Raw genomic sequence first — 11,767 nt, 5'->3', positions numbered from 1 at the left:
AGGCACCTCCTAGCCTGCATTTGATTGGAGAACCTTGTCGCGGTCCTGATATTGAATATCGTAAATCCGCTGATATGGGCCATTATTTCTAAGAAGCTTTTTATGTGTCCCCCGTTCTGCCACTCTCCCGTTCTCTAGTACAAGTATTTCATCAGCATGCTTCAGGGAAGAAATCCGGTGGGCAATGATAAAGGTAGTTCGATCAGCCATCACTTCTTTCAAAGCTTTTTGTATTCTGAATTCTGTTTCCATATCCACAGCACTTGTTGCATCATCCAATACTAAAATGCTCGGATCTGCACAGATGGCCCTTGCTATCGCAATCCTTTGCTTCTGTCCGCCTGAAAGCCCCATGCCCCTTTCGCCAAGAACGGTATCATATTTATCAGTAAGCTCCATGATAAATTCATGTGCCTGTGCACGTTTGGCAGCTTCAACGATTTCCTCCATAGTGGATTCAGGCTTTCCGAATGCAATATTTGCTTTAATCGAAGAAGAAAACAAAAAGGATTCCTGGAGAACAAAGCCAATGTTTCTTCTGAGAGATTGAAGAGAGTATTCCTGCACTTTTACCCCATCAATAATCACATGACCTTCAACTGGCTCATAAAATCTTGTCATAAGCTGTGTTAAGCTCGTTTTTCCTGATCCCGTCGAGCCTATTAACCCAATTACCTTTCCTGGCTCAGCGTGGAAAGAGATATTGGATAAAGCGTCATTATCATCCTTGGTATATTTCAGCGTAACATCGCGAAATTCCACCTCACCCAGCAAACGTTCTGCCTTAACACATGATTCTATATCCTCAATCTCATTATCTGCCTCAAGGATCTCAATGAGCCGCTCTCCGGAAGCTTTAGACTGAGAAAAGAGATTAACGATGAATCCAAGGTTCATAATAGGCCACATAATATACCAGACAAGGCTGTAAAAAGCGACAAGTTCCCCTGGCCTCAGACTGCCAGCCATAACAAGATAACCTCCGTAAGCCAGAAGCAATACAACACTTAAATTTCCTAAAAATTCCATTAAAGGAAAATACTTAGCCCAAATATCCGATGTAAAGAGATATTTATCTTTATAGTCACTGTTAGAGTCATTGAATTTATTAATCTCAAAATCTTCCCGTGATAATGACTTCACTGTATTAATTCCGCTTATATTCTCCTGAACTTTTGTATTCAGTCGGCCGAATGATTTACGGATGCTCCGGAATGCCGGATGCACAGCTTTATCAAATTTAAAGGTAACTACCGCAAGAAAAGGCAGCGTAATAAGGGTGACAATCGCCAGTGGGATTGAATAATAAAACATGACCGAAACACTGATAAAGATCAGTAAAACAAAACGAATGAGTTCAGAAAATCCGAATGAAAGAAAAAAACGGAACCCCTCAACATCAGCAGTAAGCCGAGACATTAAATCGCCTGTTTTTGCATTGTCATAATATCGAAACGGCAAGAACTGCAGCTTTTCATAAAGTACATTTCTAAGTTTATAGACCGATGTGATCCCAAACAAATCACCAGTGTACTGATGGATATAAGTCGCTGCCCCTTTTACACCCATTATGGCAATGAAGCCTAAAGCCAAATAGGGTATCCACCCATAATTTCCCCCAATGACAACCTCATCAATTGTCAGCTGAAGGATCATCGGATACACAACCGTAATCGCTGTCACAATAAACAGAAAGAATATGGACCAGAGAAAGTAATGTTTAAATGGCAAGTAATATTGCTTTAACTTTTTAAATGTTTCCATCTGCATGCCCCCTTTTAATTTGCGGAAAAATTAGAAAAGTTAGAACGTAATATTAAATATATCGAGTTTCGAAGTATTTTTCCACCCCTTTTTGTTTGATTTTTCCACTTTTTTTGAAGCCTATCTTTATAATGTGTCTATTCAAACTCCTAATCTTTATTAATGCCCTTCAAAATCGCTAAAAAGGCTTTCGATCTAAAAACCTGCATATCAGTAATTTGATTATTCACATCGAGGCCATTATATAGAGCTGTCCGCATGAGAGAAAGCTAACCGTTTGCATATAAAGTGCTGTTGCGATAAAATGATGACTTTAATCATACTGAAAGGAAGCGTTAGAATGGAAAATCTAAATTTATCGCAAATAAATTGGGAAGCCCTGCTGATAGATGCCGGACTTATTCTATTAAAGCTGGCAGCTATCTATTTTGCATTTTTAATCGTTAAGTCTGCGGGAAATAAAATCATACATAAAAGTTTTGAGGGAATCGGGAGGAAGGAAAGAATATCTCCGGGAAGATCGAAGACACTGCAAAGTCTTGCTAAAAACATTTTCTCTTACGTACTTATTTTTATTTTTGCTGTTACGATTCTTCAGATTTTCGGTATAAAAGCAACTGCCATTCTTGCCGGTGCCGGGGTAATCGGATTAGCGGTCGGCTTTGGAGCTCAAGGCCTTGTCAGCGATGTAGTAACAGGATTTTTTATATTGCTGGAAAGGCAAATTGATGTCGGGGATTATGTTACAACCGGAAGCTACTCAGGAATAGTGGAGCAAATCGGATTAAAAACTACACAAATCCGCGGTTTTGACGGAACATTGCATTATATCCCCAACCGGGAAATTACCAGTCTGAGCAATCATTCCCGCGGCAATATGCGCGCACTGGTTGATATAGGAATCTCCTATGATGACAATATTGATGAAGCTATCACAGTACTTCAGGAAACCTGCGACAAAATCGCCGAAGTAAACCAGGCGATTGTTGAAGGACCTAATGTCATTGGCGTACAAACATTAGGCTCATCGGATGTTGTATTAAGAATTATTGCCAAGACAGAAAACATGGAACAGTGGGCTGTCGAACGGCAGCTGAGAAAAGCACTGAAGGAAGCCCTGGAAGCTAACGGAATCGAAATCCCATTCCCTCATCAGGTACTCATTCAAAAACAGGCAGGATCAGAAAGTGCTGCCGGATAAAACCGTAAGCAAAAAGCTGATTTCGCAGAACCTAAACAGGTGCTGAGAAATCAGCTTTTTAAAATTTTTCATTTTTTAGTAAATACTTATTGCAAACTGATTTGACTTATCCTTTATACCTTAAATATGATGCAATCAATTCAATCGCTTTCTCTATTGCCGCTTCATTTGGATTCAGCCTGGCATGATGAAGTCCGTATTCTGAATCGACTCCAAGCCAAAACATGAAGCCTGGAATTTCTTCAAGCATATATCCGAAGTCCTCACCCGTCATGGCTTCCCGGCATTCAACAACGTTAATGTCTGTGTTGGAGCGTACAAACTCCATGAATTCCTTTGTTAAGGTTGCCTCATTGTAGACCTGATGATACATGCTGCCATAGTCGATTGAAGCTTCACATTCATACCCAACTTCAATTCCTTTTACTAGCGCCTGAATCCTGCTTTTTACTTTTTTCATTGATTCAGGGGATAACGTTCGGATGGTACCTTCAAGCCTTGCTTTTTCAGCTATGATGTTTTGAACGGTGCCACCTGTTATTTTTCCAATAGTTACGACCGCGCTGTCCAAGGGATCAATGTTCCTTGAAATGATGGACTGAAGCTGGCTGACCAAAGTACATGCTGCCACAACCATATCATTGGTATTATGCGGATATGCCGCATGTCCCCCTTTTCCTTTTAAATCTATGAAAAGTTCCGAGGTATTTGCAAACAGCAATCCCTCTCTCAATGCAATTGTTCCAACGGGATATTCTGGAGCAACATGGAGGGCCAATATCATATCCGGCTTCCATTCCTTCATTATGTCAGATTTAAGCATAGGTTCTGCTCCACCAGGCCCTTCTTCAGCTGGCTGAAATATAAACAGTAAATCATCGTTAATGCGTTCTTCAATGAATTTTGTTATTAGGCCAAGTGCAATCGACATATGAAAATCATGTCCGCAGGCATGCATCTGTTCACTATGCTCGGATTTGAACGGCAGGCCTGTTTCCTCAATGATTGGGAGACCGTCTATATCAGCACGGTACCCAATCATCCTGGTCGAATTCCTGCCGCTGATTTTCACAAAAATACCGGTTTTCCAAGTTTTAATTTCCATGCTGTCCTGAGGGAGAGAATACAGGTAATCTAATAGAAACTGCTGTGTTTTAAATTCACGGAACCCTAACTCCGGTATTTTATGCAGCTCCCGCCGTAATGCAACGAATGGATTGTTTGTGACCAAAACTTTATTCCCCCTTCTTAAAAATGCCCCTTATATTTCATTCACTCTACAGCAGTCTTGCGTAACCAAAAGGTTTTCACCTTTAGAAAAAGCGCGGATCGCAATCCACGCTTTTCAAACTCTTATAATTGGCGAAGTTCCTGCTTAATTTCTGTTTTAGACTTAGTCTTTTCATCAATTTCTTTAATTACACGAGCTGGTGTTCCTGCCACCACAGTATAAGGAGGCACATCATCAATGACAATCGCACCTGCCGCAACTACTGCTCCCTTACCAACCGTTACACCTTCCAGAACCACTGCATTGGCTCCGATTACTACATCATCTTCTACAACAACAGGTTTTGCTGAAGGAGGCTCAATAACTCCAGCCAATACTGTTCCTGCTCCAATATGGCAATTCTTGCCGACTGTAGCTCTTCCGCCAAGAACAACATTCATGTCAATCATTGTACCTTCACCGATCACTGAACCAATATTAATGGATGCACCCATCATGATTACAGCGTTATCACCGATTTCAACCTGGTCACGGATGATCGCACCCGGTTCAATGCGGGCTTTAATATTTTTCATATCAAGCAATGGAATCGCTGAGTTTCTGCGGTCATTCTCAATAACATAATCTTCAATTTTTGACTGGTTTGCTTCAATTGCCTGGCTAAGTTCAGGCCATTCACCAAATACCACACCGGTGCTGCCATTTATAAAGGCCTTTGCTGAAGCACCGAAGTCGATTCCTTCTAATTCACCTTTAATATAAACCTTTACAGGTGTTGATTTTGTGCTGTTCTGGATAAATGAAATAATCTCATTGGCATCCATCATTTTCATATTAAAAATCCTCCTCTATGTATAACATTGCAACTAGCATTACTTTAACAAACAAAAGCGCTGAAAACAAGAAAAATAAATGAAAATAGAAGTCATGGGTGATATCATTTTCCTTCTTCTTCAATATGTTCCTTAATCAACTCAACAAATGCCTGAACTTGCTTGAGCTGAAAGGCGGATTCATATCCCAGCAGCCATGTATCACGCTTAATCGGCAAATTATTTTCATCCAGCAGCGGGATTTTAAAAATATTTTTTTCCGCACCATTCAGCGTAATGGCCGGAAGAATAGCATACCCTATTCCATTGAAAGTCATTTGCTTGCACGTCTCAATTTGATCAACTACTATTGTCCGTTTTGGAGAGGTTTTGAACTGCCTTAGCCACCAGTCCTGAATTTCCTGATAATAGTTGGAATCACTCTTAAACTGAATAAAGGGCCTGTCTGTTTCCAGGACCTGCTCCGGCCTTGTAATCTCTGTATCCACTAGATAAAGACTGTCCTTAAATAAAGGGATTTTAATCCCCTTCCAGTCAGGAGTTCCTCTAATAATTCCAATATGAACCTGATCATCATAGAGCGATTTTAAAATTTCACTGCTCCAGCCGGTGATCAGAGAAATTTTTGCCTGGGGATAGCGGCTAACAAACTTCTTAAGAACTTGAGGCAGCCAATTCTGCCCTACGATTGAAGCAACTGCTATTTTTAAGGTGCCATGGACCTCTGAATTCAAGGCTGTAATAGACTCCCTGACCTTTTCTTCCTTCGCAAGAACTTCATTAATGAATTGTAATACAATTTCTCCAGCGGGCGTCAGTGACAAACCCTTTTGTGAGCGGAGGAATAGTTTGCTGCCCCATTCCTTTTCAATATTAACGAGACGCTGTGAAAGTGCCGGCTGCGAAACAAATAAACGTTCTGCCGCTTTTCGCATATTCATTTCCTGTGCCAGCACTGATAAAAGGTGAAATTCCGTAAGTGAAGACATAAACATCTTCCCTTCATAAGTTTTTCTTATAGTATATCTTAATTGAATTAGAGTTTCATTATCATTAAAATGGTCACAGCACCTGAAATGCTTACAGCTCTTTAAGAAAATAAAGATCTCTGCATGGTAGATGCAGAGATCTCTGGCCGTTTAATCGGCAACTTCCTTTTCATGCTTTGGCAGAGCAATTACCAATAAGAAGCTTATAACAGCAAATAATAGGACTGCATAGTACACTGAATGAAGTGAAATGGTGAGACCATTTTGCAGGATTTCCTTCACTCCCGTATTCAGGCTGTTTCTCGCCTCTTCATTTAAAAGTACATTTGCTGAATCTAAAGATAGGCTTGAATCTATGCCTTGACCATTATTCTGTATATATGATTTTATCTGGCTGTTCAGAATGCCGCCCAGCAAGGCTGCTCCTATAGTGTTGCCAAGATTTCTCATAAACATATTGGCAGCAGTGGCAATTCCCCTTTGCTTCCATTCCACTGTACTCTGAATGGAAACAATAAAAGCAGTGCTCGTTAATCCCATTCCAGCCCCGACTAAAAAGCTTCCAGCCGCCGCCCATACAGGTCCCGCTTCAGGAGTGAGTGTGACGAATAAAATGCTCCCTGCAATTAAAAATACTCCCCCTATTACAGAGGTGCTTCTAAAACCAATTTTCAGAAGAAGCTTGCCTGCAGCTGCAGAAGCTATTGGCCAACCTATCGACATCGTCGTAAGTGTAAAGCCGGCGACAATTGGTGACCTTTCCATTACACCCTGGACAAATGCCGGCAGAAAACTGGAAATCCCTATCAGCATCACACCAGTTGTCAGTGAAGCTAAATTAGCAATTAAAATCGGTTTTTCCTTCCAAATATTAAAAGGCATCATTGGCTCTGCTGCTTTTTGTTCCTGCAGGATAAATAAAATAAAGGCAATTACACTAACCGCTAAAAGGCTGATTGCTTCAATGGAATTCCAAGCCCAATTTGTTCCTCCCTCAACGAGCACAAACATCAGAGATGAAATGGAAACCGTTAATAGCACAGCCCCTGCATAATCGATCTGATGCTTTTTTCTTTCCACATTCTCATGAAGGAAGAGCCATAAGCCTGCTATAGCCATGATGCCAAGCGGAATGTTAACCCAAAAAACATATCGCCAGCTGACGAATTCAACAAGAAGCCCCCCTATTGCAGGACCCATGATGGCTGAAATTCCCCATACGCTTGATAGATAACCCTGAACCTGTGCCCTTTCCTCTTTTGTATAGATATCCCCGACAATGGTGGTTGCTATCGGCATGACTGCTCCAGCACCAACCCCTTGGATTAATCGGAAAATGATCAGTGCTGTCATTGATTCAGCAAAACCGCATAAAATAGAACCAATTAAAAATATGATAATCCCGAATGTTAAAACAGGCTTCCGCCCAAATAAGTCTGAGAGCTTGCCGTAAATCAAAACAGTCACAGCATTCATTAACAAATAAGCTGAAAACACCCAGCTATATAAAGCAAATCCGCCTAAATCCCCAACAATGGCAGGCATCGCAGTTGAAACAATGGTTGCCTCTATAGCACCCATAAACATGGCAAGCATAACTGAAGCAAGCACAAAAGGCTTTTTCGTAACTTTTCTTTTTCCTTCCGGCATTTTTTTATGTAAAGTCTGACTCAAGCATTTCCCCTCCAAAATGAATAAAAACATGAATAACGCCTGAAAATGACGGCAATAAATCCACCGGTACTCTCATCATTGAAAATAAAGCAAGCTCCCACTGCTGGGAGCTGAGTGATGTTTATCGCTTATTTAATCGTCTGATGTGTTTATTTAATTGATCCAAAACTGTTCTGCGAGTCAGTATCCCCTCAAAGTAGCCTTCCTTGTTTTCTATACATATGAAGGGATGGTCAACTAATAGTTCGATCGATTGCTGTATAGAAGACTCGGCATCAAGCCGCGGGATATTTCTGTTCATAGCCTCTTCAACCCTTTTTTGCTCCAGCTGCTCAAATTCGATCCGCTCTAGCCCGAGAATGGAATCCATGATTATGGGTGTGCTGATTAAACCCTGCAGCTTATATTGCGGGTCTAGTACAGGTATTGCTGTATACCCGCTTTTTGTTAGCACTAAGAGGGCATGCTCCAAGTTATTTCCAACCTGTACATGTGCTACCCGTTCAGAAGGAATCATGAAATCACTAATGTTAAATTCTAAAAATTCCTCGCTATGGAGACTGATCATCGCCGAAAACTCCTCAAAAATTAGTTATACTTCTTAACCATTTTATCATAGTCTCCGGTATTTTGCCCCTATTAACCTTTACTCGTTTGAATGTCTTTTACTTCATAGCCGCAGTCAGGGCAGCGAAAAATAACATTTTGATTGGACTGTGCGGTTAAAACGGCATCAATGTTTTTTTCAGCCATGCATCTTGGACATGTTACACTTGGCATCATTCTGCTTCACCTCAAATCAAAAGGTCCTTTATTACTTATTGTTCTCAATGCCTATTTTTTCGAGTCCTTATTATCTTTTAAAATTTCTTTCATTTCTTCAAGAGTTTTCCTGATCCGGATTACTTCTTTTTTTGTATTAATTAAATCTGCAAGCAAAAGAAGAACTGTAAAAAACAGCAAAATCATGAGCAGATAATACATTTCACACCTCTGGGAGATTGATATTTCATATTATAGCACGCTTTCTCTTCAAGCTATTTTTAATAAGAAAAGAGGCCCAAAAGGCCCCTTATGTATGTGGTGAATTATTGGATCAAATCGAAAATTTCGATTGTAATCATATCAATATTGTCGAATTGATATCTTTTTGGCTTTTCTTTATCGTAATATACTTCCAGTTCAAATGTTTCATTTTTCGGATGAAAAGTGACCTGGCATTTCCTTTCACCATTCACCTCAAAAAATCTTTGCATTGGCTCTCCGCCTGTTGCTTGTTCCTGTAAGCTTTTTAAGCGTGTTAATATACCTTGAAGCTGTGACATGCTCTCTCTCCTTTCCAAAACAAAACCCATAATTCTACATTTAGGTTTCTCTTTTGGCATGTTTCTATCCTAAAGAAATAAATTCAGAATATTCAAGCTCGAAGCTTTACATACCAATATTAACAGAATAAAATATTGTCAGGTGTTTGTACAAGCAAAAGCTTAATAAAGGATGTGATTTTTTTTGGCAAAACCTGAAAAATTGGCGGAAAATCTATATTTAATTGACGATTTTGATCTTTCATTGGAAAAACGTACCGGTACATATGTCTTAACAGAAGAAAAGCTGACTTTGATCGAAACTTCCGCAAGTCCTTCAATTCCCTACATACTGGAAGGACTAAGCCAGCTTCACATTACACCCGAGGAAGTTGAGTATATCATCGTTACCCATATTCATCTTGACCATGCAGGTGGCACAGGCCTTTTACTAACCCACTGTCCGAATGCAAAGGTTATTGTCCACCCGAAAGGCGGCAGGCACTTGGCAGATCCTTCCCGCTTAATTGCTGGTGCAAAAGCTGTTTATGGTGATAAATTTGATGGACTATTTAATCCTATTTTGCCTGTTCAAGAGGATAAAATTATCACAAAAGAACATAAAGAAGAGCTTAAAATAGGACCAAATTGCACCCTGAAATTTTATCATTCACCCGGACACGCTAATCACCACTTCAGTATCTTTCATCCTGGTTTAAATGGAATGTTCACAGGAGACACTGCTGGTGTATCTTATCCTCAATTAAAAGAAAATGGAATTGAAATGTATCTGCCGTCAACTTCACCAAACCAATTCGATCCAGACAAAATGCTCGAATCCATTGCCATGTACGAAAAAATGGATATTGATTTTATTTTCTTTGGCCATTATGGCATGAGTTCAAACCCCAAAGAGGTCTACAGGCAAATTAAGGATTGGCTTAAGATTTTCCTGCATGCAGGCAGAATTGCCGTATCTGAAGGCGGTTCTTTAGATCAGCAGACACAGGCAGCGCAAGACATGCTTGAAGAAAAAATCAAAGTCTATCTAAATGGCAGAGGCATCCCATCTGACCACCCTGTATATAAGATCCTCTCTGTGGATATCACCGTGTGCTCTATGGGATTGATCGATTATCTGCAAAAAACAAACTAATTGCTTACTTTAAGATCCTGCATTATGATGGAATAACAAAAAACTCAGGGGGGAAGCACTTTGAAAGAAATTGTTTTATACACACAGCCGGATTGTCCGCCCTGTGAGATTACGAAGATGTTTTTGAATGAAAAAGGATATTTTTATACGATAAAAGATATTAAAAAAGATACAGCAGCCCACAAAGAGCTGACCAGGAAATATAATTCTTTTTCCACTCCTACAATTGTCATCGGAGATACTGTCATTAGGGGTTTTGACCTTGAAAGACTGCAATCTGCATTAGATGATGGCAAAAAGTGAAACTTCCATTGCAGGGATCTCCTGCCTGTCAGGCTGCAATAATTAAAATAGGAGCTTAAAAGCTAAGCTTTTAAGCTCCTATCATCTAATTGGATGCCAGTTGCCCGTTTAATTCCTGATGTTCAAATAAAGCAATTATACCTTGTTTATTATCTGTTAAAAGCATACTTCCTGAACGAAACAAAGCGTCGAATGGATTTAGCAGGAATCCGAATTGATACGACGGTTTGTTAATCCAAATTGGATTTTCAGGTGTTTTAAATGAGCTTTGTGTTGCTGCTTCTTCATTACTCTCGGCTTTCTTTAAAATTTTCTCGGGTATATTTTCACCCAGGAATTTGGTGATTTTAAATCCCCCTTCTTGTTCCGCAAGCAAAAGTCCCTCATAGTGACCTTCATATGCGACAGGGCCGTCTTGATTATCCGGAAAGTATTCATACACATAAATTTTACTTCCTTCTTTAACTACTTCTGTATTACCTGAATACGTAAAGAAGGGAATGTAATATGCAGCAGCATCAGATCCAAGGGTAAAGTACTTGCCATTCTCTGAAACAAGGTTTTCATTCAGAAATTCAGCTTTAGGTTTTTCTGAAAAATATGGGTCAAGCAATTCATCGACTTCCTTCATGCTTCGCTCTTCCTCGCTCAGCGAAACCTGTGAATAAAATGCATTTTGCAGGAATTTGTATACCTCTTGTTTATTGTTAAGGCTCTCGGCATTTGTATGGGAAGGAATCGCTGCTGCCATGACTGCAATTGTGATAATAATTCCTGTTAAGTGCTTGTACATTCCACTCTCCCTTTCTTAATCGTTCACTATTCTATACCATCAATTTTACCAGCAAATAAATCTGCTGTTGCCGGTTTTCGTACCCGAAATTCTCTTATGTTTTGACATAAAAATTCGTTTCTTGTTATGAATCTACCCGTATTGACAAAGAATTAACGCAATAAGCGGAAAAGTGTATATAAATGAAGATGTAAATATTGTTAATCAGCAGCATGTACCTATTTAAATAAAAAAAGACCCTGCCTATGAGGGTCTTTACCAATTCCATGTAAGTGCAAAATAAGTGATCATAACAAGAAGAATTCCAAAGCAAATCGCATATGTGAGAAAGATTGGGTTTCTGATATATGCATGCTTTTGAACATTATCAGGCAGTTCTGCATCAATATCACCTTTTACAGCCTTTCGCTCCTTTGCAGCAAACAGGGTGTAAGCCAGGGCGTAACCGAGTATCCCCAAACCGATAACTAATATGATCAATGTGTACATGCTCATGTCTAATCTCTCCTCAAGGAAAGT

At 39.8% G+C, this 11,767-nt stretch carries 14 protein-coding genes; 3 read left to right on the top strand and 11 right to left on the bottom strand.

The window, feature by feature from the left end:
- Nucleotides 1-9 precede the first annotated feature (9 nt).
- The gene (locus tag DFO72_RS11215) at nucleotides 10-1,764 is read right to left on the bottom strand and encodes an ABC transporter ATP-binding protein (RefSeq protein WP_113881780.1); all 1,755 of its coding nucleotides are present in this window, start codon (nucleotides 1,762-1,764) and stop codon (nucleotides 10-12) included.
- A 340-nt stretch (nucleotides 1,765-2,104) separates the two neighbouring features.
- Between DFO72_RS11215 and DFO72_RS11210 the strand changes: the two genes are divergently transcribed.
- Complete coding sequence (locus tag DFO72_RS11210) at nucleotides 2,105-2,965, top strand: mechanosensitive ion channel family protein (protein WP_113881779.1); 861 nt, start codon at nucleotides 2,105-2,107, stop codon at nucleotides 2,963-2,965.
- Nucleotides 2,966-3,071: 106 nt separating this feature from the next.
- Here the strand turns inward: DFO72_RS11210 and DFO72_RS11205 are convergent, their stop codons facing one another.
- The 8 genes from DFO72_RS11205 to DFO72_RS11180 form a co-directional block, all read right to left on the bottom strand.
- On the bottom strand, nucleotides 3,072-4,196 hold the full coding sequence (locus DFO72_RS11205; protein WP_113881778.1) for an N-acetyldiaminopimelate deacetylase: 1,125 nt from the start codon (nucleotides 4,194-4,196) through the stop codon (nucleotides 3,072-3,074).
- Between the two features lie 122 nt (nucleotides 4,197-4,318).
- Nucleotides 4,319-5,029: a 2,3,4,5-tetrahydropyridine-2,6-dicarboxylate N-acetyltransferase gene (gene dapD, locus DFO72_RS11200; RefSeq protein WP_113881777.1), complete on the bottom strand. Its 711-nt coding sequence runs from the start codon at nucleotides 5,027-5,029 to the stop codon at nucleotides 4,319-4,321.
- A gap of 104 nt (nucleotides 5,030-5,133) precedes the next feature.
- On the bottom strand, nucleotides 5,134-6,018 hold the full coding sequence (locus DFO72_RS11195) for a LysR family transcriptional regulator (RefSeq protein ID WP_113881776.1): 885 nt from the start codon (nucleotides 6,016-6,018) through the stop codon (nucleotides 5,134-5,136).
- 150 nt (nucleotides 6,019-6,168) lie between these two features.
- Nucleotides 6,169-7,668: an MDR family MFS transporter gene (locus tag DFO72_RS11190; protein WP_113882139.1), complete on the bottom strand. Its 1,500-nt coding sequence runs from the start codon at nucleotides 7,666-7,668 to the stop codon at nucleotides 6,169-6,171.
- Nucleotides 7,669-7,813: 145 nt separating this feature from the next.
- Entirely contained in the window at nucleotides 7,814-8,260 is a 447-nt protein-coding gene (cbpB, locus tag DFO72_RS11185; protein WP_009330996.1) for a cyclic-di-AMP-binding protein CbpB, read from the bottom strand.
- A 71-nt stretch (nucleotides 8,261-8,331) separates the two neighbouring features.
- Nucleotides 8,332-8,475 (bottom strand): hypothetical protein, encoded by a 144-nt coding sequence (locus DFO72_RS29460; RefSeq protein WP_166672470.1) that lies wholly within the window; start codon nucleotides 8,473-8,475, stop codon nucleotides 8,332-8,334.
- A 51-nt stretch (nucleotides 8,476-8,526) separates the two neighbouring features.
- On the bottom strand, nucleotides 8,527-8,676 hold the full coding sequence (locus DFO72_RS29455) for a hypothetical protein (protein WP_019381664.1): 150 nt from the start codon (nucleotides 8,674-8,676) through the stop codon (nucleotides 8,527-8,529).
- A 104-nt stretch (nucleotides 8,677-8,780) separates the two neighbouring features.
- On the bottom strand, nucleotides 8,781-9,017 hold the full coding sequence (locus DFO72_RS11180) for a YkuJ family protein (protein ID WP_019381663.1): 237 nt from the start codon (nucleotides 9,015-9,017) through the stop codon (nucleotides 8,781-8,783).
- A gap of 184 nt (nucleotides 9,018-9,201) precedes the next feature.
- Here DFO72_RS11180 and DFO72_RS11175 point away from each other — a divergent pair, with 184 nt between their 5' ends.
- Both DFO72_RS11175 and DFO72_RS11170 read left to right on the top strand, forming a co-directional pair.
- On the top strand, nucleotides 9,202-10,152 hold the full coding sequence (locus DFO72_RS11175) for an MBL fold metallo-hydrolase (protein ID WP_113881775.1): 951 nt from the start codon (nucleotides 9,202-9,204) through the stop codon (nucleotides 10,150-10,152).
- Nucleotides 10,153-10,212: 60 nt separating this feature from the next.
- On the top strand, nucleotides 10,213-10,455 hold the full coding sequence (locus tag DFO72_RS11170) for a glutaredoxin family protein (RefSeq protein WP_113881774.1): 243 nt from the start codon (nucleotides 10,213-10,215) through the stop codon (nucleotides 10,453-10,455).
- An 85-nt stretch (nucleotides 10,456-10,540) separates the two neighbouring features.
- Here the strand turns inward: DFO72_RS11170 and DFO72_RS11165 are convergent, their stop codons facing one another.
- Both DFO72_RS11165 and DFO72_RS11160 read right to left on the bottom strand, forming a co-directional pair.
- On the bottom strand, nucleotides 10,541-11,248 hold the full coding sequence (locus tag DFO72_RS11165) for a DUF3993 domain-containing protein (RefSeq protein WP_113881773.1): 708 nt from the start codon (nucleotides 11,246-11,248) through the stop codon (nucleotides 10,541-10,543).
- A 255-nt stretch (nucleotides 11,249-11,503) separates the two neighbouring features.
- Nucleotides 11,504-11,743, bottom strand: a complete 240-nt coding sequence (locus DFO72_RS11160; RefSeq protein ID WP_113881772.1) for a hypothetical protein — start codon at nucleotides 11,741-11,743, stop codon at nucleotides 11,504-11,506.
- Nucleotides 11,744-11,767: the final 24 nt, after the last annotated feature.

The sequence above is a fragment of the Cytobacillus oceanisediminis genome (assembly GCF_004366035.1).
In the GTDB taxonomy this organism is placed as follows: domain Bacteria; phylum Bacillota; class Bacilli; order Bacillales; family Cytobacillaceae; genus Cytobacillus; species Cytobacillus oceanisediminis_C.
The sequence above is the reverse complement of the archived record's forward strand: the minus strand, read 5'-3'. Positions and strand labels throughout refer to the sequence as shown.

Coding starts and splice junctions, on each gene's coding strand:
- DFO72_RS11180 (WP_019381663.1), bottom strand. CDS start 9,017: ATGTCACAGCTTCAAGGTATATTAACACGCTTAAAAAGCTTACAGGAA.
- DFO72_RS11195 (WP_113881776.1), bottom strand. CDS start 6,018: ATGTCTTCACTTACGGAATTTCACCTTTTATCAGTGCTGGCACAGGAA.
- DFO72_RS11190 (WP_113882139.1), bottom strand. CDS start 7,668: ATGCCGGAAGGAAAAAGAAAAGTTACGAAAAAGCCTTTTGTGCTTGCT.
- cbpB (WP_009330996.1), bottom strand. CDS start 8,260: ATGATCAGTCTCCATAGCGAGGAATTTTTAGAATTTAACATTAGTGAT.
- DFO72_RS11165 (WP_113881773.1), bottom strand. CDS start 11,248: ATGTACAAGCACTTAACAGGAATTATTATCACAATTGCAGTCATGGCA.
- DFO72_RS11215 (WP_113881780.1), bottom strand. CDS start 1,764: ATGGAAACATTTAAAAAGTTAAAGCAATATTACTTGCCATTTAAACAT.
- DFO72_RS11210 (WP_113881779.1), top strand. CDS start 2,105: ATGGAAAATCTAAATTTATCGCAAATAAATTGGGAAGCCCTGCTGATA.
- DFO72_RS29455 (WP_019381664.1), bottom strand. CDS start 8,676: ATGTATTATCTGCTCATGATTTTGCTGTTTTTTACAGTTCTTCTTTTG.
- dapD (WP_113881777.1), bottom strand. CDS start 5,029: ATGAAAATGATGGATGCCAATGAGATTATTTCATTTATCCAGAACAGC.
- DFO72_RS29460 (WP_166672470.1), bottom strand. CDS start 8,475: ATGATGCCAAGTGTAACATGTCCAAGATGCATGGCTGAAAAAAACATT.
- DFO72_RS11160 (WP_113881772.1), bottom strand. CDS start 11,743: ATGAGCATGTACACATTGATCATATTAGTTATCGGTTTGGGGATACTC.